This window comes from Cellulosimicrobium sp. NPDC030954, assembly GCF_055571305.1.
The window spans coordinates 203,036-223,816 of sequence record NZ_JBVIFN010000003.1 but is presented as its reverse complement, the minus strand read 5'-3'; the positions used below and the strand labels follow the sequence as shown (position 1 = coordinate 223,816).

The 20,781-nt window shown below is 73.4% G+C and carries 20 protein-coding genes; 15 read left to right on the top strand and 5 right to left on the bottom strand.

Translation table 11 applies throughout. The features are described 5' to 3' along the window. Nucleotide 1: 1 nt before the first annotated feature. From folP to ACZ402_RS08670, 4 genes are all read left to right on the top strand, one after another. The gene (gene folP, locus ACZ402_RS08685; RefSeq protein WP_375822968.1) at nucleotides 2–988 is read left to right on the top strand and encodes a dihydropteroate synthase; all 987 of its coding nucleotides are present in this window, start codon (nucleotides 2–4) and stop codon (nucleotides 986–988) included. Next, a complete protein-coding gene (locus ACZ402_RS08680) occupies nucleotides 985–2,202 on the top strand; it encodes a hypothetical protein (protein WP_375822967.1) in 1,218 nt (405 codons plus the stop codon). The genes folP and ACZ402_RS08680 overlap by 4 nt, the downstream gene beginning before the upstream one ends. A gap of 120 nt (nucleotides 2,203–2,322) precedes the next feature. Next, nucleotides 2,323–2,490 carry a DUF3117 domain-containing protein gene (locus ACZ402_RS08675; protein WP_064506638.1) on the top strand — a complete coding sequence of 56 codons (168 nt, stop codon included), beginning with the start codon at nucleotides 2,323–2,325 and terminating at the stop codon, nucleotides 2,488–2,490. Further along, nucleotides 2,491–4,119 carry a leucyl aminopeptidase family protein gene (locus ACZ402_RS08670; protein ID WP_375822966.1) on the top strand — a complete coding sequence of 543 codons (1,629 nt, stop codon included), beginning with the start codon at nucleotides 2,491–2,493 and terminating at the stop codon, nucleotides 4,117–4,119. Nucleotides 4,120–4,131: 12 nt separating this feature from the next. Here ACZ402_RS08670 and ACZ402_RS08665 read toward each other — a convergent pair whose 3' ends face one another. Then, complete coding sequence (locus tag ACZ402_RS08665) at nucleotides 4,132–4,737, bottom strand: O-methyltransferase (RefSeq protein WP_269430019.1); 606 nt, start codon at nucleotides 4,735–4,737, stop codon at nucleotides 4,132–4,134. A 250-nt stretch (nucleotides 4,738–4,987) separates the two neighbouring features. Between ACZ402_RS08665 and sigE the strand changes: the two genes are divergently transcribed. The 7 genes from sigE (at nucleotide 4,988) to ACZ402_RS08630 (ending at nucleotide 11,272) form a co-directional block, all read left to right on the top strand. Then, nucleotides 4,988–5,614 carry an RNA polymerase sigma factor SigE gene (gene sigE, locus ACZ402_RS08660; RefSeq protein WP_375822965.1) on the top strand — a complete coding sequence of 209 codons (627 nt, stop codon included), beginning with the start codon at nucleotides 4,988–4,990 and terminating at the stop codon, nucleotides 5,612–5,614. Next, entirely contained in the window at nucleotides 5,611–6,567 is a 957-nt protein-coding gene (locus ACZ402_RS08655) for a zf-HC2 domain-containing protein (RefSeq protein ID WP_375822964.1), read from the top strand. Before sigE ends, ACZ402_RS08655 begins: the two co-directional genes overlap by 4 nt. Next, nucleotides 6,564–8,027, top strand: a complete 1,464-nt coding sequence (locus ACZ402_RS08650; RefSeq protein ID WP_375822963.1) for a S1C family serine protease — start codon at nucleotides 6,564–6,566, stop codon at nucleotides 8,025–8,027. The genes ACZ402_RS08655 and ACZ402_RS08650 overlap by 4 nt, the downstream gene beginning before the upstream one ends. Nucleotides 8,028–8,036: 9 nt before the next feature. Further along, nucleotides 8,037–8,384: a twin-arginine translocase TatA/TatE family subunit gene (locus ACZ402_RS08645; protein WP_375822962.1), complete on the top strand. Its 348-nt coding sequence runs from the start codon at nucleotides 8,037–8,039 to the stop codon at nucleotides 8,382–8,384. A gap of 71 nt (nucleotides 8,385–8,455) precedes the next feature. Next, entirely contained in the window at nucleotides 8,456–9,547 is a 1,092-nt protein-coding gene (gene trpS / locus ACZ402_RS08640; RefSeq protein WP_375822961.1) for a tryptophan--tRNA ligase, read from the top strand. After that, nucleotides 9,544–10,107 (top strand): 2'-5' RNA ligase family protein, encoded by a 564-nt coding sequence (locus tag ACZ402_RS08635; protein ID WP_375822960.1) that lies wholly within the window; start codon nucleotides 9,544–9,546, stop codon nucleotides 10,105–10,107. Before trpS ends, ACZ402_RS08635 begins: the two co-directional genes overlap by 4 nt. A 13-nt stretch (nucleotides 10,108–10,120) precedes the next feature. Continuing rightward, a complete protein-coding gene (locus ACZ402_RS08630; RefSeq protein ID WP_375823170.1) occupies nucleotides 10,121–11,272 on the top strand; it encodes a YihY/virulence factor BrkB family protein in 1,152 nt (383 codons plus the stop codon). A gap of 255 nt (nucleotides 11,273–11,527) precedes the next feature. On the opposite strand, the gene ACZ402_RS08625 is transcribed toward ACZ402_RS08630, so the two are convergent. The 4 genes from ACZ402_RS08625 to sdhC all read right to left on the bottom strand — a co-directional run bounded on the left by ACZ402_RS08625 (nucleotide 11,528) and on the right by sdhC (nucleotide 15,036). Then, the gene (locus ACZ402_RS08625) at nucleotides 11,528–12,295 is read right to left on the bottom strand and encodes a succinate dehydrogenase iron-sulfur subunit (protein ID WP_375822959.1); all 768 of its coding nucleotides are present in this window, start codon (nucleotides 12,293–12,295) and stop codon (nucleotides 11,528–11,530) included. Further along, entirely contained in the window at nucleotides 12,295–14,127 is a 1,833-nt protein-coding gene (gene sdhA, locus ACZ402_RS08620; protein ID WP_375822958.1) for a succinate dehydrogenase flavoprotein subunit, read from the bottom strand. Before sdhA ends, ACZ402_RS08625 begins: the two co-directional genes overlap by 1 nt. Nucleotides 14,128–14,194: 67 nt before the next feature. Next, nucleotides 14,195–14,653, bottom strand: coding sequence for a succinate dehydrogenase hydrophobic membrane anchor subunit (locus ACZ402_RS08615; RefSeq protein ID WP_375822957.1), 459 nt, complete (start codon nucleotides 14,651–14,653; stop codon nucleotides 14,195–14,197). Beyond that, complete coding sequence (gene sdhC, locus ACZ402_RS08610; RefSeq protein WP_375822956.1) at nucleotides 14,653–15,036, bottom strand: succinate dehydrogenase, cytochrome b556 subunit; 384 nt, start codon at nucleotides 15,034–15,036, stop codon at nucleotides 14,653–14,655. Before sdhC ends, ACZ402_RS08615 begins: the two co-directional genes overlap by 1 nt. 233 nt (nucleotides 15,037–15,269) lie before the next feature. Between sdhC and ACZ402_RS08605 the strand changes: the two genes are divergently transcribed. From ACZ402_RS08605 to ACZ402_RS08590, 4 genes are all read left to right on the top strand, one after another. Next, entirely contained in the window at nucleotides 15,270–16,409 is a 1,140-nt protein-coding gene (locus ACZ402_RS08605; RefSeq protein ID WP_375822955.1) for a mannose-1-phosphate guanylyltransferase, read from the top strand. After that, entirely contained in the window at nucleotides 16,406–17,653 is a 1,248-nt protein-coding gene (locus ACZ402_RS08600) for an amidohydrolase (RefSeq protein ID WP_375822954.1), read from the top strand. The genes ACZ402_RS08605 and ACZ402_RS08600 overlap by 4 nt, the downstream gene beginning before the upstream one ends. Nucleotides 17,654–17,879: 226 nt before the next feature. Continuing rightward, nucleotides 17,880–18,974 (top strand): BMP family lipoprotein, encoded by a 1,095-nt coding sequence (locus ACZ402_RS08595; protein WP_047233505.1) that lies wholly within the window; start codon nucleotides 17,880–17,882, stop codon nucleotides 18,972–18,974. Between the two features lie 168 nt (nucleotides 18,975–19,142). Further along, on the top strand, nucleotides 19,143–20,777 hold the full coding sequence (locus tag ACZ402_RS08590; RefSeq protein ID WP_375822953.1) for an ABC transporter ATP-binding protein: 1,635 nt from the start codon (nucleotides 19,143–19,145) through the stop codon (nucleotides 20,775–20,777). The last annotated feature ends 4 nt before the right edge of the window (nucleotides 20,778–20,781 follow it).

Genomic DNA, 20,781 nt, shown 5'->3' with positions numbered 1-20,781 from the left:
GATGACGTCACCTGGCTCGGCCGCGCCCACCGGGCCGACGGCGGCGCGACCCGACGACGGCCCCCTGCCGCTGCCGCCGCTCGGGGTGCCGCCCCGCGGCACGTCGCTCGTGCTGCGCGGGCGGACCCTCGCCCGGCCCGCCGTGATGGCGATCCTCAACCGGACCGACGACTCGTTCTACGCGGGGGCGCGCCAGCTCGACGACCGCGCCGCGCTCGCGGCGGTCGAGCGCGCGGCGGTCGAGGGCGCGGAGATCCTCGACGTGGGCGGCGTGCGGGCCGGCGTGGGGCCGGAGGTGACACCCGCGGAAGAGGTCCGCCGTGTCGTGCCGTTCGTCGCCCGGGTGCGCGCGGAGTTCCCGGACCTGCTCGTCAGCGTCGACACGTGGCGGGCCGAGGTGGCGCACGAGGCGGCGCTCGCGGGAGCCGACCTCATCAACGACACGTGGGCAGGTCATGACCCGCGGCTCGTCGAGGTCGCGGGCGAGCACGGCGTCGGGGTCGTGTGCTCGCACACCGGGGGCGCGACCCCGCGCACCGACCCGTTCCGCGTCGCGTATCCCGCCCGGCCCGGTGCCGCGGACCCGCGCGACGGCGTCGTCCAGGACGTCGTGGCGACCCTCCGCGCGGCGGCGGAGCGCGCGGTCGCGTGCGGGGTCCCGCCGGCGTCGGTCCTCGTCGACCCGACGCACGACTTCGGCAAGAACACGTGGCACTCCCTGCACCTCCTGCGCCGGACCGAGGTTCTCGCGGACCTCGGGTTCCCGCTGCTCATGGCGTTGTCCCGCAAGGACTTCGTGGGGGAGACGCTCGACCTGCCCGCCGACGAGCGGCTGGAGGGCACGCTCGCCGCGACGGCCGTCGCCGCGTGGCTCGGCGCGCGCGTCTTCCGCGCGCACGACGTCGCGGCGACCCGGCGCGTCCTGGACCTGGTCGCCGCGGTGCGCGACGAGGTCCCTCCGGCGGCCCCGTTGCGGGGACTCGCGTGACCACGCCGCGCGCCGCGGCCGGTCCGGACGGGCGACCGCGGCTGCTGCGTCCGGCCACCTGGCCGTGGTGGGCGCAGGTCCTCGTGGTGTACGGCCTCGCGCGCGGCGTGAGCGCCGTGGTCCTCCTCGCCGTCGCCAGGTCCCAGGAGGCGAACCCCTGGACGGACGCCGCACCGTCGTACGTGCCGTACGTCGCGCGCATGTGGGACGCGAGCTGGTACGAGCAGATCTACGCGTCCGGCTATCCCGACACGCTCCCCGTCGGGCCGGACGGCGCCGTCGAGCAGAACGTCTGGGCGTTCTTCCCGCTCTTCCCGGCGCTGGTCCGCGCCCTCGACGCCGTCACGGGCCTGGGATGGGACGTGCTCGCGCCCGCGGTCGCGCTCGCGTGCGGCGCCGGCGCGGTGCTCGTGATCCACCGGCTCGTCGCGACGGCGGGCGCCGCGGCGGTCGCGCGCAGGCCGGGCCTGCCCCTCGCGACCGTCCTGCTCGTCAGCGTCTTCCCGTCCAGCCCCGTGCTCCAGGTCGCGTACACGGAGTCCCTGGCGCTGCTCCTCGTGGCGTCCGCGCTCCTGCTGCTGGCGCGGCGCCGCTACGGGTGGGCGGCGATCGTGATCGTGCTCCTCGGCTTCTCCCGGGCCGTCGCGCTGCCCATGGCGGCGGTCGTCCTGTGGCACGGGTTCGTCCGGTGGCGCCGGGGCGACCTGCGCGTGCCCGACGTCGCGCGGCTCGGTGGCCTCCTCGCGGTCGCGCTGGCCAGCGGGTTCGTGTGGCCGTGGGCGTGCAGCGTCGTCACGGGGGTGCACCAGGGGTACTTCCGCACGCAGGAGGCGTGGCGCGGGGGCGCGGAGGTCGTCCCCTTCGTCCCGTGGGTCGACGTGTCGCGATGGCTCCTGGGCGACGCCGGTCCATGGGTCCTCGCCCTCGTGCTGCTCGCGACGGCCGCCCTGGTGCTCAACCCGGTCGCGGCGCGGCTCGGCCCGGAGATGCAGGCGTGGTCCGGCGCGTACCTCGCCTACCTGGTCGCGGCGATCCAGCCGGGCACGTCGCTCGTGCGGTTCCTGCTGCTCGCCTTCCCGCTCGTGGCGGTCACCGCCGGGTGGACGCGGTCGCGCCCGTGGCTGGCCGCCGCGACGGTCGCCGGCGTCGCGGGCCAGGTGTGGTGGGTGTGGTCGCTCTGGCGGCTCGTCCCGCCGTCCGGCTGGCCGCCGTGACCCGGACGCCCGGGATGTCGGCACGGGTGAACTAGACTGTCCTCGGGCGTCGTCCGAGGTCGGACGCCCCTCCTCGCGCGCGCGGGGTGGACTCGGGACAACGGAAATGGAGTGCCATCGATGGCTGCGATGAAGCCGCGGACGGGTGACGGGCCGCTGGAGGTCACCAAGGAAGGGCGAGGCATCGTCATGCGGGTCCCGCTCGAGGGTGGCGGACGCCTGGTGGTCGAGCTCAACGCGACCGAGGCCAGCGAGCTGGGTGAGGCGCTCCAGGCCGTGGTGGGCTGATTGCCCGCACGTGAGCGCCGGGCCTCCGGTCTCCCCGGGCTGCCACGCGCGCTGCCCGAGGTGGTCGGTGCCCGGGGCGCCCTGAGCGACGCGGTACTCCTCGACGACACGCAGGTCGACGCGGTCGTCGTGGCCGTCGCGCCCCCGCGCGAGGCCGAGGACGGGTTGCAGCCGCGTGCCGGGACGATCGACGCCACGGTGCGGTACGGCGTCGACCTCGCGGAGCTCGCCGAGCGTGCGGGCGGACGGAGCTTCCGCGGCGCGTCCGGAGAGGTCGTGCGCGTCGACCTGCCGCGTGCGCACGCCGGGTCCGCGACACGGCTCCCGTGGGCGGGCCTGCCTCCGCGGATCCTGCTGCTCGGCGTCGGGACCGGGACGTCGGCCGACCTCCGGCGTGCCGGTGCGGCTCTCGCCCGTGCGTCGCGCGGCCTGGAGCGCGTCGTCAGCGCCGCCACCGCCGACGCGGGTGCCGACGAGGTCCGGGCGTTCGTCGAGGGCTACCTGCTCGCCGCCTACGACCAGCCGCGGCAGAGCGGGTCCTCACGCCCCGCGGGCGACGCGGCCGCGGAGCAGCTCGTCCTGCTCGCGCCGGAGGGCCGGCCCGACCTCACGGCGCCGATCGAGGCCGCGCACCGCGCGGCGACGGCGACCTGGCTCGTCCGCGACCTCGCCAACATCCCGTCCGACGTCAAGGACCCGGCGTGGTTCGCCGACCGCGCGGTGGAGCTCGCCGACGCGCTCGGGCTCGACGCGACGGTCCGCGGTCCCGCCGAGCTCGGCGCGGAGGGCTTCGGGGCGATCCTGGCGGTCGGGGCGGGATCCGCCCGCCCGCCGCGCCTCGTGACCGTCACCTACGACCCGGCGGACCACGGCGTCCTCCCGGAGGGCGGCGACACGGACGTCCGGCACGTCGTCGTCGTCGGCAAGGGCATCACGTACGACACGGGCGGGCTCTCCATCAAGCCGCGCGAGGCGATGGTGCCGATGAAGACCGACATGGCGGGCGCCGCCGTCGCCCTCGCGGTCGTGCTCGGCGCTGCCCGCGCACGCTCCGGACGTCGGGTGACCGCGGTGCTCCCGCTCGCCGAGAACCACGTCGGCGCCGCCTCGTACCGCCCGGGGGACGTGCTGCGCACCTGGTCGGGCCGCACCGTGGAGGTGGCGAACACCGACGCGGAGGGCCGCCTCGTCCTCGCCGACGCGATCGCGTACGCCGTGGCCGAGCTCGCGCCCGACGTGCTCGTCGACGTCGCGACCCTGACCGGAGCGGCGAGCCTCGGTCTGGGCCGCGGGCACGGCGCGCTGTTCGCCACGGACGACACCCTCGCCGAGGCGCTGGAGGACGCGGCGCTCGCCACCGGGGAGCGCGTGTGGCGGCTGCCTCTCGTCGAGGACTACGCGGGCGCCCTGCGCTCGGACGTCGCCGACCTCCGCCACGTCCCCGTCGAGAGCCCGGGCGGCGGGTCGATCACGGCCGCGCTGTTCCTGCGCGAGTTCGCCGGGGACGTGCCGTGGGCGCACCTCGACGTCGCCGGTCCGGCGCGAGCGACGGCCGACCGGCACGAGGTCGTCGCCGGGGCCACCGGGTACGGCGCGCGGCTCCTGCTCGAGGCGCTCGACCGGCTCTGACCGTCCGGTGCGTCAGCGGCGCACGGCGAGGAGGAGGCCGTCGCCGCTCGGGAGCAGCGCGGGCAGGACGCGCTCGTCCGACCGCAGCGACCGGCCCACCTCGCGGACGATCGTCGTCACCTCGTCGCGCCGCGCGGGGTCGGCGACGCGGTCGTGCGACAGCGCGCCGTCGACCGCGAGCACGCCGCCCGGTCGCAGCAGCCGCAGGCCCTGCTCGACGTACTCGGGGTAGCTGTGCTTGTCCGCCCCCACGAGCACGAGGTCGTAGGCGCCGTCGGTGAGCCGGGGGAGGACCTCGCTCGCGCGGCCCGGGATGGTGCGGGTCCGTGCCGAGGGCACGCCCTCCTCCGCGAAGGCCTCCTTGGCCGCGCGCTGGTGCTCGACCTCGACGTCGATCGTCGTGAGCACGCCGTCCGCCGGCATGCCGCGCAGGAGCCAGAGCGACGCCACGCCGGTGCCGGTGCCGATCTCGACCACCGCGCGGGCGGCCAGCGAGGCCGCGAGCACCTGTAGGACCGCCCCCACGCCGGGGAGCACCGTCGGGCAGCCGAGCTCGGCGGCGCGGTCGCGCGCACGCAGGAGGACCTCGTCCTCGGGGACGAACTCCTCGCTGTACACCCAGCTCGCCGCCTTGGCGCTGCGGTGGGTGCCGACGTCGCTGGTGATCGGTGCCTCCTGGTGGTCCGTCGTCCGCGCGTGCGGCCCGGGACGGGTGTCCCTGGCGGGTGCGCTGCCTCGGATCGTACCCGCCCCCTCCCACGGCGGCCCGCTCCCGCGCCGCGCGTGTGTGCACGGGCCGTGGACGTCGCGCGCACGTCCCGCGCGAGAGGGGGAACACCGGGAGGGTGCCGGACGTTCTTCTGGGACGATGGACGACGTGGACGACGCACGACCAGGGACGAGCACGCACGGGACGCAGGACGGGAGCGCGTGGGTGCCGCCGTCGTGGGACGAGATCGTCCGTGAGCACTCGGCGCGCGTGTACCGCCTCGCGTACCGCCTGACCGGGAACCGGCACGACGCCGAGGACCTCACGCAGGAGACGTTCGTCCGCGTGTTCCGCTCGCTGTCGAGCTACACCCCGGGCACGTTCGAGGGCTGGCTGCACCGGATCACGACCAACCTGTTCCTCGACCAGGTCCGGCGCAAGCAGCGCATCCGCATGGAGGCCATGGGCGACGACGACGGGCAGTACCCGGCCCGCTCGGAGGCCCAGCCGGAACGCGGGTTCGAGCACGCCAACCTCGACCACGACGTCCAGCGGGCGCTCGACGCGCTCTCGCCCGAGTACCGGGCCGCCGTCGTGCTGTGCGACATCGAGGGCCTGTCCTACGAGGAGATCGCCGTGACGCTGGGGATCAAGCTCGGCACGGTGCGCTCCCGCATCCACCGCGCGCGGTCCCAGCTCCGCGCCGCGCTCCCGCACCGCGACCCCGCGGACCGCCCGGCGTCGGACGACGTGCCGACGCCCGTGGCCGCCCGGGGGGTGGCGTGACGCACCTCGGCTCCCGGCTCTCCGCGCTCGTCGACGGGCAGCTCACGCCCGCCGAGGCGGAGCGTGCCCTCGAGCACGTGGCGTGCTGCCCGCGGTGCGCCGCCGAGCTGTCGGCGGCGCGCGCCGCGCGCCGGGCGCTGAGCTCTGCCGGGCCGGTCGAGCCCGCTCCCGACCTCGCGGCCCGCCTGCTCGCGCTGTCCGCTCAGATCCCCTCGACCGACGGCGACCCGCTGCGCTCCGCGCCCGTCGCGGGCGACCCCTGGACGCAGCCCGTCCCGCTCCCGCGCGGTGCGTGGAGCGGGGAGGTGCGCCGGGGGACGGTGCGACGACGCGTCGTCGGGCTCGTCGTGGGCGGCGTCGGCGCGGCCGCGATCGGCCTCTTCGCGCTCGGGGAGAGCCCGGTCGTCACGCCCGACCTCCATCGCAGCGACCCGCTCAACGTGCTGGCGCAGGCCGCGCCACGGGCCACCGGGGCGCTCGTCGTGGGCGGGGTGCGCACCGCGGACCGGTCCGCGGGCGACGAGTCGGCTCCCGGTGCCGCAGCGCTCGCGGCGCTCGCGGCCCAGGGGTGGACCTGCCCGACGGCGCTGCCGGAGGGGTTCAGCGTGGCCGACGTCCGGGACGACGCCGCGCGCGGCCTCGTCGAGATCGACCTCGAGGCGCCGGGGGGCGAGGCCGTCGTGCGCGAGCAGTCGGGTCTCCTGGACACCGCCGCTCTCGCGGGCGGCGAGACCTGGGACGTCGACGGCCGTCGGGTGCACGTGCTGTCCGAGGCACCGTGGCACGTCGTCTGGCAGTCCGGCGACACGGTGATCGACGTCGTCGCCGACACCGAGCAGGAGACGGTCGCCGCCCTCGTGGCGGCCTTCCCGGCCCGTGACTACGATGCCGGGGTCCCGGCGCGCATCTCCCGGGGCTGGACGACCATGACAGGAGCGCTCGGCACCTCATGACCGACCCCCAGACCGGCCCTCAGACGGGCCGTCAGACCGGCACCGAGCAGCCCGGGGCGCCCGACGCCGCACGGAACCCGTTCGCGCCGCCGTCCGCGTACCGCAGCGTGCCGCCCGTCCCGCCGTCGGCCCCGGTCGGTCCCGGTCCGGTCCCGCCCCCGCCCGGCGCGACCGCCCCGCCCCCGAGCGTGCCCCCGCAGCCGTCACCGGTACCAGCGCCGGCCGGCGTGCCCGGTCCCGCCGACCCGTGGCAGACCCTGCGCTCGTTCGGCGAGCCCGAGCCGCCGTCGGCACCGACACGACCCGGCGGGTCGGTCGACCCGACGCTCGTCGGGGTCCCGCGGGGCGCTGCCGGCCCGTCGTCCGGGCGCGGGCTGCGTCCCGCCGTGGTGGCGGGCGTCGCCGCGCTCGCACTCGTCGCGGGCGCGGTCGGCGGCGTCGCCGCGGACCGGCTCCTCGGCCAGGACTCGCCCGGGTCGTACACGTCGGCCCTGCCGCCGGCGAGCGTCGAGCCGGGCGCCGACCGCCCGGCGGGGTCGGTGGCGGACATCGCGGCCACGGTGCTGCCGAGCGTCGTCTCGCTCCAGGTCCGCGGGACCGACGGTGTCGCCACCGGTTCCGGCTTCGTCCTCCGCGAGGACGGGTACATCCTCACGAACAACCACGTGGTCGCGGGGGCCGCCGACGGCGGGGACGTCGTCGTGCTGTTCTCGGACGGGCACGAGAGCCCGGCCGAGCTGGTCGGCCGGACCGTCGACTACGACCTGGCCGTCGTGAAGGTCGACGACTCAGGCCTGACACCGCTCGCGCTCGGCGACTCCGACGCCGTCGTCGTCGGGGACCCCGTGGTCGCGGTCGGTGCTCCGCTCGGTCTCAACGGGACCGTCACCACGGGCATCATCAGCGCGCTCAACCGCCCGGTCCAGGCCGGTGCCGCGGCCGAGACGGCGTTCATCAACGCGATCCAGACCGACGCGGCGATCAACCCCGGCAACTCCGGAGGCCCGCTCGTCAACGGACGCGGCGAGGTCGTGGGCATCAACTCCGCCATCGCGCAGCCCCCGGGCAGCGCGTCGGCGACCGGGAGCATCGGGCTCGGCTTCGCCATCCCGTCCAACCAGGCGCGCCGGACCGCGGAGCAGCTCATCGCCGACGGCGTAGCGACGTACCCGGTGATCGGCGTGCTGCTCGACCAGCGGTACCAGGGCGAGGGCGTCCAGGTGTCGACCGACCCGCAGTCCGGGACGGCCGCGGTCACGCCCGACGGCCCGGCCGACGCCGCGGGGATCCGGCCCGGGGACGTGATCCTCTCCATCGACGGCCGGCCCGTCACCGAGTCGGACGAGCTCATCGTCGCCATCCGGGCGAAGGCCCCGGGAGACGCCGTGACCCTGCGCGTCCGCACGGGAGACCGGGAGCGCGACGTCCGCGTCGTCCTCGACGAGGCCACGAGCGAGTAGTCTGTCGGCGTGTTCGGGATCAACGGAGCCGAGTTCATCGTGCTCCTCGTCGTGGCGGTCGTCGTCATCGGTCCTGAGCGTCTGCCGCGCTACGCGGAACAGCTCGGGTCGTTCGTCCGCTCGGCCCGAGGGTACCTGCGGGACGCCAAGGCCCGTGTGGACGCCGAGATCGGGGACGAGATCGCGGACGTCGACTGGTCGAAGCTCGACCCCCGCCAGTACGACCCGCGCCGGATCGTGCGCGAGGCCCTCCTCGACGACGAGCCCGTGCGCGAGCGGGTCGCGCCGCCCCCGCCGCCTGCCCCCTCGTCAGTGCCGCCGGGCAGCCCCGCACCGTTCGACGACGAGGCCACCTGAGGCCGGCGCCGACCGCCCGCGCGACGGGAGGCGATTCGTTCCGTCACGGCACCACCTGTCAGAATGGGGCAATGTCCATCGAGGCGACGCACACCGGTCCGGCACCGGTCCCGGAGACCGCGCAGGCGACCGGGAACCCGACCAGCACCCAGCCCCGGATCCTCTCCGGCATGCAGCCCACGGAGGACTCGCTGCAGCTCGGGAACTACATCGGGGCCCTGCGCCAGTGGGTCGCCCTCCAGGACTCCTACGACGCGCTGTACTGCGTCGTCGACCTCCACGCCCTGACGGTCAACCCCGACCCCGAGCGGCTGCGCGAGCGGACGCGCCGCACGGCGGCGCAGTACCTCGCGGGCGGCGTCGACCCGGAGCGGTCCGCCCTGTTCGTGCAGTCGCACGTGCCGCAGCACGCGGAGCTCTCCTGGGTCCTGTCGTGCCAGACGGGCTTCGGCGAGGCCGGTCGCATGACCCAGTTCAAGGACAAGTCCGCGAAGCAGGGCGCCGACGGCACGACCGTGGGCCTGTTCACCTACCCCGTCCTCATGGCGGCGGACATCCTGCTCTACGACGCGGCCCTCGTGCCGGTCGGGGAGGACCAGCGCCAGCACCTCGAGCTCACCCGCGACCTCGCCGAGCGGCTCAACGCCCGCTTCGGTGACGGGACGGCCGTCGTGCCGGAGGCGCACATCGTGCGCTCGGTGGCGAAGATCTACGACCTGCAGGAACCGACGGCGAAGATGAGCAAGTCGTCGTCGAACGGCAAGGGCGTCATCTGGCTCCTGGAGGACCCGAAGACCGCCGCGAAGCGGATCCGGTCCGCCGCGACGGACTCGGGCACCGAGATCCGGTACGACCCGGTCGCCAAGCCCGGCGTGTCGAACCTCCTCACCATCTACTCCGCGCTGACCGGTCGGGACGTCGAGGCGATCGCGGCCGAGTACGACGGCCAGGGGTACGGACGGCTCAAGGTCGACCTCGCCGACGTCGTGGTCGACTTCCTCGTGCCGTTCCAGGAGCGCGCCAACACCTACCTCGCGGACCCCGCGGAGCTCGACGCGGTGCTCGCACGGGGCGCCCAGAAGGCACGGGACATCGCCGCCGGGACGCTCGCGCGCATCTACGACCGCGTCGGCCTCCTGCCCGTCGGGGGGCCGACCGCGTGAACCTCCCGGAGCGTGGGCCGGACCAGGTGCGGATCGGCATCGCGATCGAGGTGCCCGAGCCCTTCGCGACGCAGCTCCAGGACGCGCGCGCACGGTTCGGGGACCCGCTCGCACGGTCGATCCCGCCGCACGTCACGCTCCTCGGGCCCACGGTGCTCGACCCGGTCGAGCTCGCCGCCGCGCGCGCGCACCTCACCGCCGTCGCCGCGACCGCGGCTCCGTTCCAGGTCCACCTGCGCGGCAGCGCGACGTTCCGGCCGATCTCGCCGGTGGTGTTCATCCAGGTGGTCGAGGGCATCGCCGAGTGCGAGCACCTCGAGAGCGCCATCCGCACCGGTCCGCTCGCCCAGGACCTCCGGTTCAACTACCACCCGCACGTGACCGTCGCGCACGAGGTGCCGGACGCCGCGCTCGACGCCGCGTTCGACGAGATGGCCACCTACGAGGCGCGGTTCGAGGTCGCCGGAATCTCTCTCTACGAGCACGGCGACGACGGTGTGTGGCGTCCGGGGCAGGTCTTCCCGCTCACCGCGGATGCCGGGATCGCGACCTCCTCGTAGGGTTCGGGGCGTGATGTCGCCTCCCTCCGCCGCTCCGAGCGTCGTCCGGCGCACGAGGGAGCGCGTGGAGGCGCTCGTCGAGTGGTGGAAGGACAGCCGTCCCGGGCGCGCGACCTACCGCTACCTGTACGCGCGTGGTGCCCTGCTGTGCGGCGGCATCGCCTACTCGGCCCTGTTCTCCCTCTTCGCCGCGCTGACCATCGGCTACACCGTCTTCATGCAGGTCCTCGGCGGGAGCCAGGAGCTCATGGACGCCGTGTTCGGCGAGATCAACGAGCTCGTCCCCGGCCTCATCGCGGTCGACGGGAAGAAAGGCGTGATCGACCCCGAGGACCTCCTCCTCCCGCCCGGCCTCAGCGTCACGAGCATCGTCGCCGGCGTCGTGCTCCTCTTCTCCGTCGTCTCCTTCATGTACCACCTGCGCGGCGCCGTCCGGACGATGTTCGGCGTCAGCGACATCGGGCAGAGCCCCGTCCTCGCGCGGGCGCGCGCCCTCCTCGGCTTCTTCCTCCTGGCGCTGAGCATGCTCGTCTCCGCCGTCGCGAGCATCGCCGTCTCCTCGATCGGCTACCAGGTCCTGGAGGCGCTCGGGCTCTCCGGAGGGCCCGCGATCCTCGTCACCGGCGCCGGGCTCGTGGTGAGCGTCCTGCTCGACGCCCTCGTCGTCGTCGTGGTGGTCACGCTGCTGGCCGGCGTCCACGTGCGCCGCCGCGACCTCCTCGTCGGGTCGCTCACCGCCGCCGTCGCGTTCGGCGTCCTCCGCTACCTCGGGTCGTCCTTCGTCGCCGGGAGCGCCAGCAGGAACGCGCTCCTCGCGTCGTTCGCCGTCCTCGTCACGCTCCTCGTCCTCGTCAACTTCACCGCGCGCATCCTCCTCGCGGTGTGCGCCTGGATGGCGGACCCGCCCCGCCTCCCCGACCCGGAGCCCGACGGTCCTCGGCACGCCCGCGAGGGACGCCCCGAGCTCCCCGTCGTCGACGGCACCCCCACGACCGACGCCCGGCACGCGCGCGTCGCCCGCCACGCCGCGTCCGAGGGCGCTGCGGGCTCCGTCGTCGTGGCCGCGTCGACGGAGGAGCGCCTCCGCGCCGGGCAAGGGTCCGGCAGGCCCTGGAGCCCGATCGTCCGCGGCGTGCGCCGCGCACGCCTCCCGCGCGGCGCGTAGCGGTCGGTGTCGGGTCCGCGGTGGCGGGGCTGTTCCTGGCCGAGATGCGAGAAGTGGACCCTGCGGGCCTCGTTCTCGGGGCCATTTCTCGCTTCTCGTCGCCCGGCGCGCGGCTCATCGACCGGATCACGGACGTGACCCTGCAGGCAGCGCAGCCCGGCCACGGCTCGACCACGCGGACAGCGAAGCGCTGTACGGACGACGCAGGGCGCCGACCGTGGTGGTCGGCGCCCTGCGTGCGGGACGTGCTCGGGATCAGAAGGCGCGCGTGATCATCGCGCGCTTGACCTCCTGGATCGCCTTCGTGACCTCGATGCCGCGGGGGCAGGCCTCGGTGCAGTTGAAGGTCGTGCGGCAGCGCCACACGCCCTCCTTGTCGTTGAGGATCTCGAGGCGCTGGGTGGCGCCCTCGTCGCGGCTGTCGAAGATGAAGCGGTGGGCGTTGACGATCGCGGCGGGGCCGAAGTACTGACCGTCGGTCCAGAACACCGGGCACGACGACGTGCAGGCCGCGCACAGGATGCACTTGGTGGTGTCGTCGAAGCGCTCGCGCTGCTCGGCGGACTGGAGGCGCTCCTTGCTGGGCTCGTTCCCGGACGTGATGAGGAACGGCATGATCTCGCGGTAGGACGCGAAGAACGGCTCCATGTCCACGACGAGGTCCTTGACCACGGGCAGGCCCTTGATGGGCTCGACCGTGATGGGCTTGTCGGGGTTGACGTCCTTGAGCAGCGTCTTGCACGCGAGACGGTTGCGGCCGTTGATGCGCATCGCGTCGGACCCGCACACGCCGTGCGCGCACGAGCGGCGGAACGTGAGCGAGCCGTCGTGCTCCCACTTGATCTTGTGCAGGGCGTCGAGCACGCGGTCGGTGCCGTGCGCGAGGACGGTGAACTCGTCCCAGTACGCGTCCTCGCCGTGCTCCGACTCGGGGGAGTAGCGGCGGATGCGGAGCGTGACCTCGAACGAGGGGATCTCGCCGGCCTTGGGCTCGGCGGCCGGGCTCTCGAGTGTGGCAGTCATCAGTACTTCCGCTCCATGGGCTCGTACCGGGTCTGGGTGACGGGCTTGGAGCCCAGGGCGACCTTGTAGCCGTCGAAGGCCTCGACGTGGTCGAAGTAGCCGGCGACGTGCCCGTCGGCGACGTCGCTGGCCGAGGTGGGACGGCGGTACGCCATCGTGTGCAGCATGTAGTTGGCGTCGTCGCGGTCGGGGTAGTCCTCGCGGTAGTGGCCGCCGCGCGACTCCTTGCGGTTGATCGCCGCGACGACGGTGACCTCGGCGATGTCGAGGAGGAACCCGAGCTCGATGGCCTCGAGCAGGTCGGTGTTGAACAGCCGGCCCTTGTCCTGGACCGAGACGTTCTTGTACCGCTTCTGCAGGTCGCGGATGTCCGCGAGGGCCTGGTTGAGCGACTCGCCGGTGCGGAACACCTGGGCGTTGGCGTCCATGGTCTCCTGGAGCGCCTTGCGCACGTCGGCGACGCGCTCGCCGTCGGGCCGGTTGCGCATCTCCTCGAGCTGCGCGATCACGGCTGCGGCGGGGTTCTCCGGGAGCTCGGTGTACGACGCCGTCGCGGCGTACGCGGCGGCGGTGCGGCCCGCGCGCTTGCCGAAGACGTTGATGTCGAGCAGCGAGTTGGTGCCGAGGCGGTTGGAGCCGTGGACGCTCACGCACGCGACCTCGCCGGCGGCGTAGAGGCCCTTGACGACGTTGTGGCTGTCGCGCAGGACCTCGGCCTCGACGTTGGTCGGGATGCCGCCCATCGCGTAGTGCGCCGTCGGGTACACGGGCACGGGCTCGGTGTACGGTTCGATGCCGAGGTAGGTCCGGGCGAACTCGGTGATGTCGGGGAGCTTCGCGTCGATGTGCGCGGGCTCGAGGTGCGTGAGGTCGAGCAGGACGTAGTCCTTGTTCGGCCCTGCTCCGCGGCCCTCGCGGACCTCGTTCGCCATCGAGCGGGCGACGATGTCGCGCGGCGCGAGGTCCTTGATCGTCGGCGCGTAGCGCTCCATGAAGCGCTCGCCGTCGGAGTTGCGGAGAATGCCGCCCTCGCCGCGCGCCGCCTCCGACAGGAGGATGCCGAGACCGGCGAGGCCCGTCGGGTGGAACTGGAAGAACTCCATGTCCTCCAGCGGCAGGCCACGACGGTACGCCAGGGCCATGCCGTCGCCCGTGAGCGTGTGCGCGTTGGACGTCGTCTTGAAGATCTTGCCCGCGCCGCCGGTGGCGAAGATGATCGCCTTCGCCTGGAACACGTGGATCTCGCCGGTCGCCAGGTCGTAGGCGACGACGCCGGTCGCGGTGACCGTCTCGCCGTCGGGGATCTCGCCCGTGGACAGGTCGTGGTCCGTGATGAGGTCGAGCACGTAGAACTCGTTGAAGAACTCGACGTCCTGCTTGACGCACTGCTGGTAGAGCGTCTGGAGGATCATGTGCCCGGTGCGGTCCGCGGCGTAGCAGGAGCGGCGCACCGCGGCCTCGCCGTGGTTGCGGGTGTGCCCGCCGAACCGGCGCTGGTCGATGCGTCCCTCGGGCGTGCGGTTGAACGGCAGGCCCATCCGTTCGAGGTCGAGGACCGCGTCGATGGCCTCCTTGGCCATGATCTCCGCGGCGTCCTGGTCGACGAGGTAGTCGCCGCCCTTGACCGTGTCGAACGTGTGCCACTCCCAGTTGTCCTCCTCCACGTTCGCGAGGGCGGCGCACATGCCGCCCTGCGCGGCGCCCGTGTGCGAGCGCGTGGGGTAGAGCTTGGAGATGACGGCCGTGCGGACCTTGCCGGACGACTCCAGCGCCGCGCGCATCCCGGCGCCGCCTGCGCCGACGATGACGACGTCGTACTGATGGGTTTGCATCGGGGTCGATGCCTCCTGGGAGAGAGCCGGGTGGAGCGTGAAGACGGGGGCGTGCGGTGGTACGGGCTCAGGCCGTGCAGAACGACGCGAGCAGCTCGGCCGGCGCGTTCGCGGGGCACGGGTCGAACGTGAAGATCACGAGCGTGCCGAGGACCGTGACGATCGTGAAGGCGAGGTACAGCGCGAGCTTGAGGACGAGGCGAGTGCCGTCACGCTCGGCGTAGTCGTTGATGATCGTGCGCACGCCGTTGGTGCCGTGGAACATGGCGAGCCACAGCATGAGCAGGTCCCAGATCTGCCAGAACGGGGAGGCCCACTTGCCGGCGACGAAGCCGAAGTCGATCGCATGCACGCCCTCGCCGACCATGAGGTTGACGAAGAGGTGCCCGAAGATGAGGACGATCAGCACGACGCCGGAGGCGCGCATGAAGATCCAGCTGTACAGCTCGTAGTTGCTGCGCGTGGCCTTGCGACGCTTGTACGGGTCTCGCGGGCTCGCGACCTCGACCGTGGGTGCGGTAGCCATCAGTGCCCCCCTCCGAAGACGTTCATGAGGTGACGCGGCAGGAAGCCGGCCATCGTCACGACGAAGAGGCCGACGACGATCCAGAGCATGGTGCGCTGGTACCGCGGGCCCTTGGCCCAGAAGTCGACGAGGATGATGCGGATGCCGTTGAAGGCGTGGAAGACGATGGCCGCGACCAGTCCCGCCTCGCCCAGGCCCATGACCGGTGTCTGGTACGTCCCGATGACGGCGTTGTAGGCCTCGGGCGAGACCCGGACGAGCGCCGTGTCGAGGACGTGGACGAGCAGGAAGAAGAAGATGAGCACGCCGGTCACGCGATGCGCGACCCACGACCACATGCCTTCACGGCCGCGGTAGAGCGTGCCAGCTGGTGCACTGGGCACTTTGGGGGCCTCCTGTGGCGAGATCAGGGGGAGATGTCACGTTGCGGTACCGGCCCGGAACTCCCTCAGTCCGAACCGCGGGACCGTCGTCGGCATCGGTCTCTGGGCTTCCACCATAGTGACATCGGCGTCATGATGCGGACCGTCGAAGGCGGCGGAACGCCCCTGCGCGGGGGGTTTGTGACTGATCCCACAGCCCGCGGGGGAACTGTGCGGCTCACTATGCTGCCCTCATGGCCTCTTCGCCGCACCCCTCGTCCGCCGGGCCGATCCCCGGCTTCCACGCTGTCGTCCCGGCGGGAGGCGCGGGCACGCGACTGTGGCCGCTCTCGCGCGCCGGCTCGCCCAAGTTCCTCCTCGACCTCACCGGCTCGGGCCGCTCGCTCCTGCAGGCGACGGTGGACCGGCTCGTCCCGCTCGCGGGCGAGCGGGGCGTCGTGCTCGTGACGGGGGACCGGCACGTCGCCGCGGCGCGCACCCAGCTCCCCGGGCTCCCGGTCGAGAACGTCCTGGCCGAGCCGTCGCCCCGCGACTCGATGGCGGCGATCGGGCTCGCCGCGGCCGTCCTCGAGCAGCGCCACGGGGACGTCGTCGTCGGGTCGTTCGCCGCGGACCAGGTCATCACGGGCCGGGAGGCGTTCGAGTCGTCGGTCCGAGAGGCGGTGGAGGCGGCCCGCGCGGGCTACGTCGTGACGATCGGCATCGCCGCGTCGCGGCCGTCGACGGCGTTCGGCTACGTCCACAGCGGCGCGCCGCTCGGCGTCGCGGGGGCGCCGAGCGCGCAGCACGTGCGCGGCTTCACGGAGAAGCCGGACGCCGCGACCGCCCAGCGCTACCTCGCGTCCGGCGAGTACCGCTGGAACGCCGGCATCTTCATCGTGCGCTCGTCCGTCCTCCTCGGGCACCTCGCGGACCAGCGCCCCGAGCTGCACGACGGCCTGCGCGCGGTCGCCGCCGTGTGGGACGGCCCGGACCGCGACCGCGTGCTCGCCGAGCGCTGGCCCGCCCTCGAGCGGATCGCGATCGACCACGCCGTCGCCGAGCCGGTCGCCGCCGTGGGCGGCGTGGCGGTGGTCCCCGGCACGTTCGGCTGGGACGACGTGGGCGACTTCAACTCGCTCGCCGCGCTGCTGCCCTCGGTCGACGGGTCGGGCTCGAAGGTCCTCGGCGACACGGGTCGCGTCGTGCGCCGGGAGAGCGCCGGGTCGGTGGTCGTGCCGGCGAGCGACCGGGTCGTCACGGTGCTGGGGCTCGACGACGTCGTCGTCGTGGACACCCCGGACGCCCTGCTCGTCACGACGCGGGCCCGCGCCCAGCAGGTGAAGTCGATGGTCGACACGGTGCGCGAGCTCGGGATGGACGAGCTCCTGTGACGGCCGACGTGACCCTCGCCGCCCGGATCGGTGCCTCCGTCGCGCGCCACGTGGACGAGGTCGTCGCGGTCCGGCGCGACATCCACGCCCACCCGGAGGTCTCGCGGGCCGAGACCCGGACGACGGCGCTGCTCGCCGACCGGCTGCGCGCCGCAGGGCTCGAGCCGCGGCTCCTGCCGGGCACGGGCCTGGTGTGCGACGTCGGCCCCGAGCCCGGGGACGTGACGCCCGGGTCCTCGGCCACGACGTCGTCCGACGACGCTGCGTCGGCCGTCCCGGGCCGGGTCGCGCTGCGCGCCGACATCGACGCGCTGCCGCTGCAGGACAGGTGCGACCTCCCGTGGGCCTCGACGGTCCCGGGCGTGGCGCACGCGTGCGGGCACGATCTGCACACCGCCGCGGTGCTCGGTGCCGGACTGGTCCTCGCGGACCTGCACGCGCAGGGGGAGCTGAGGCGCGGGGTGCGGCTCGTGTTCCAGCCGGCCGAGGAGGTCCAGCCGGGCGGGTCGCTCGACGTCCTCGCCGCGGGGGCGATGGACGGCGTGGACGAGATCTACGCCGTGCACGTCGACCCGAAGGTCGACGTGGGGCGCATCGGGACCCGCATCGGACCGATCACGTCGGCGTCCGACGAGGTCTCGGTGACCATCGCGTCCCCGGGTGGGCACACGTCCCGGCCGCACCTCACGGGGGACGTGGTGTACGCGCTGGGCCAGGTCATCACGCAGGTCCCCGCGGTGCTGGGCCGGCGGCTCGACCCGCGCTCGGGCGTGAACCTCACGTGGGGAGCGGTGCACGCGGGGTCCGCGCACAACGCGATCCCGAGCACGGGGACCGTGCGGGGCACCCTGCGCTGCCTCGACGTGCGCGCGTGGGAGTTCGCGGGCCAGGTGCTGCACGACGCGGTCGAGCAGGTCGTCGCGCCGTACGAGGTCGAGGTGACCGTGCACCACACGCGCGGCGTGCCGCCGGTGGAGAACGACGAGCGCTGCACGGGACTGCTCGAGGCGGCCGCGCGCGACGTCCTCGGCCCGGACTCCGTGCTCCTCACCGAGCAGTCCCTCGGGGGAGAGGACTTCGCCTGGTACCTGACGAAGGTCCCCGGCGCGATGGCGCGGCTCGGCACGCGGACGCCCGGCGGGCGCAGCTACGACATCCACCAGGGCGACCTGCAGGTCGACGAGCGCGCGGTGGACGCGGGGATGCGTCTCCTGGCCCGTGTCGCCGCCGGTCAGGGCGGGTGAATCGGTCCCGAACGGTGGACAGGGGTGTGTCACGCCTCAGACGCAAAGTGACGCTTGCATAACGAAGCAGCGGCGTTACCGACAAGTAACGTGCAAGACCCGTCGGGCTGATTAGTGTTCGGTCCTATAGAGGCCGACGGACCGGTCCTCCCGTGCAACGACGCTCGGGAGGGCCCAGGGGTCCTTCCCTGCGCGGCCCTGCTACGAGAACGACAGGAGCTATCAGGTGAAGAGAGCGACTCAGGTCACCGCGCTCGCGGCCGTCGCCGCGCTCGCGCTGGCCGCGTGCGGCGCCGCACCCGAGGACGACGAGACCACCGGCGGCGGCGAGAACACCGCGGGCGGCAACTCCGACTTCTCGGCGTGCATGGTGTCCGACGCCGGCGGGTTCGACGACCAGTCCTTCAACCAGGCCGGTTTCGAGGGCCTGGAGCAGGCGAAGTCCGAGCTGGGGATCACGGCCACCGAGGTCGAGTCCTCGGCGGACACGGACTACGCGCCGAACATCGACAACCTCGTCCAGCAGGGCTGCAACCTCGTCATCGGCGTCGGGTTCCTCCTCGAGGACCCGATCCAGGCGGCGGCCGAGGCCAACCCCGACACGAACTTCGCGCTCATCGACTCGTCGTTCTCCGACGCGGACTTCAACCCGGTCGAGATCGACAACGCCAAGCCGATCCTCTTCAACACGGCCGAGGCCGCGTTCCTCGCGGGCTACCTCGCGGCGGGCATGACCGAGACGGGCACCGTCGCCACGTTCGGCGGCATCCAGATCCCGTCGGTCGCCATCTTCATGGACGGCTTCGTCGACGGCGTCGCGAAGTACAACGAGGACAACGGCACCGAGGTCAAGACCCTCGGCTGGGACAAGGAGGCCCAGACGGGCTCCTTCACCGGTGACTTCGACAACCAGGCGAACGGCCAGAACCTCGCGCAGGGCTTCATCGACCAGGGCGCGGACATCATCATGCCCGTCGCCGGCCCGGTGGGTCTCGGTGCGGCAGCCGCCGCGCAGAGCGGCGGCGCGAAGATCATCTGGGTCGACTCGGACGGCTTCCTCACGACGGAGTACGGCGACATCATCATCACCTCGGTGATGAAGCAGATCGGTCCGGCGGTCTTCGACACCGTGAGCGAGTCGGTCGACGGCAACTTCACCAACGAGCCCTACGTGGGCACGCTCGAGAACGAGGGCGTCGGCCTCGCGCCGTTCCACGACTTCGAGGACAAGGTGCCGGCCGAGCTGCAGGACATGCTCGCCCAGTACCAGGAGCAGATCATCGCCGGGGACCTGGTCGTGGAGTCGACCAACACCCCGTGACGACCTTCTGAGACCGTCGGTCCCGCGGCCCCTGCGGCTGCCGGGACCGGCGGGACGGTGGCCCGGGCGAGCCCGCCCGGGCCACCGTCGTCATGAGGCGACGCACGAGGCGACGGCGCGACGGAAGTACGGTTCGATGGAGTTCCCTGTTCTCAGAGAGGCCGCCCGGTGAAGCTGGAGCTGCGCGGGATCACGAAGGTGTTCGGGTCCCTGGTCGCGAACGACCACATCGACCTGGTGATCGAGCCAGGCGAGATCCACGCCCTGCTGGGCGAGAACGGTGCCGGCAAGAGCACGCTCATGAACGTGCTGTACGGCCTGTACGACCCGGACGACGGCGAGATCCTCGTCGACGACCGGCCGGTCGCTTTCACGGGCCCCGGCGACGCCATGGCAGCGGGGATCGGGATGGTGCACCAGCACTTCATGCTCGTCCCGGTGTTCTCGGTGGCGGAGAACGTCGCGCTCGGGCACGAGCCCGTGAAGGGGGCCGGTCTCATCGACGCCCGGCGCGCACGCCGGCTCGTCCAGGAGATCTCCGACCGCTTCGGGTTCGAGGTCGACCCGGACGCCATGGTCGAGGACATCCCGGTCGGCGTGCAGCAGCGCGTCGAGATCATCAAGGCGCTCTCGCGCGACGCGCGCGTGCTCATCCTCGACGAGCCGACCGCGGTCCTGACCCCGCAGGAGACCGACGAGCTCATCGCGATCATGCGCCAGCTCAAGGCCGCGGGGACGTCGATCGTCTTCATCACGCACAAGCTGCGCGAGGTGCGCGCCGTGGCGGACCGCATCACGGTCATCCGCCGCGGGAAGGTCGTGGGGACCGCGGACCCGAGCGCGAGCGAGACCGAGCTCGCCTCCCTCATGGTCGGCCGGTCCGTCTCGCTCGGCGTGGAGAAGGCGCCCGCCGAGCCGGGCGACGCGACGTTACGGGTCACCGACCTCACGGTCATGGACGACCTCGACACCGCGGTCGTGGACCGCGTGAGCCTCGACGTCGCGCGCGGCGAGATCCTCGTCCTCGCGGGCGTCCAGGGCAACGGGCAGACCGAGCTCACCGAGACGATCGTGGGCCTGCGCAGGCCCGTCGCCGGCTCCATCACGCTCGACGGCAAGGAGCTCGTCGGCCGCGGGGTGTCGGACGTCCTCGCCGCCGGTGTCGGGTACGTCCCGGAGGACCGGAGCACGGACGGCATCGTCGGGACGTTCTCCGTCGAGGAGAACCTCGTCCTCGACCTCTTCGACCGTCCCCCCTACTCGCGCGGCGGCGCGCTCAACCGGGCCGCGATCCGCGACAACGCCGAGCAGCGGGTGGTCGAGTTCGACGTCCGTACCCAGACGGTCGAGGTGCCCGCCGGGAACCTCTCCGGCGGCAACCAGCAGAAGGTCGTCCTCGCGCGCGAGATGTCGCGCCCGCTGCGCCTGCTCATCGCGTCGCAGCCGACGCGCGGGCTCGACGTCGGGTCGATCGAGTTCGTCCACAAGCGCGTCGTCGAGGAGCGCGACAACGGCACCCCGGTGATCATCGTCTCGACCGAGCTCGACGAGGTGCTCGCCCTCGCGGACCGGATCGCCGTGATGTACCGCGGTCGCATCGTCGGCGTCGTCCCGGGCGACACGGACCGCGACGTGCTGGGGCTCATGATGGCGGGGGTCCCGCTCGACGAGGCCGTCGCGCAGGCGGCCGAGCACCGCACCACCCTCGGCGAGGCCGACATCGAGGCGGGAGACGCGCCGTCGAGCGCCGGGGTCGACGTCGACCTGGCCGACGCCGACGCCCGCGAGGAGGAGATCCAGTGACCCA

Coding starts and splice junctions, on each gene's coding strand:
- folP (WP_375822968.1), top strand. CDS start 2: ATGACGTCACCTGGCTCGGCCGCGCCCACCGGGCCGACGGCGGCGCGA.
- ACZ402_RS08675 (WP_064506638.1), top strand. CDS start 2,323: ATGGCTGCGATGAAGCCGCGGACGGGTGACGGGCCGCTGGAGGTCACC.
- sigE (WP_375822965.1), top strand. CDS start 4,988: ATGGACGACGTGGACGACGCACGACCAGGGACGAGCACGCACGGGACG.
- ACZ402_RS08650 (WP_375822963.1), top strand. CDS start 6,564: ATGACCGACCCCCAGACCGGCCCTCAGACGGGCCGTCAGACCGGCACC.
- trpS (WP_375822961.1), top strand. CDS start 8,456: ATGTCCATCGAGGCGACGCACACCGGTCCGGCACCGGTCCCGGAGACC.
- ACZ402_RS08630 (WP_375823170.1), top strand. CDS start 10,121: ATGTCGCCTCCCTCCGCCGCTCCGAGCGTCGTCCGGCGCACGAGGGAG.
- ACZ402_RS08625 (WP_375822959.1), bottom strand. CDS start 12,295: ATGACTGCCACACTCGAGAGCCCGGCCGCCGAGCCCAAGGCCGGCGAG.
- sdhA (WP_375822958.1), bottom strand. CDS start 14,127: ATGCAAACCCATCAGTACGACGTCGTCATCGTCGGCGCAGGCGGCGCC.
- ACZ402_RS08615 (WP_375822957.1), bottom strand. CDS start 14,653: ATGGCTACCGCACCCACGGTCGAGGTCGCGAGCCCGCGAGACCCGTAC.
- ACZ402_RS08605 (WP_375822955.1), top strand. CDS start 15,270: ATGGCCTCTTCGCCGCACCCCTCGTCCGCCGGGCCGATCCCCGGCTTC.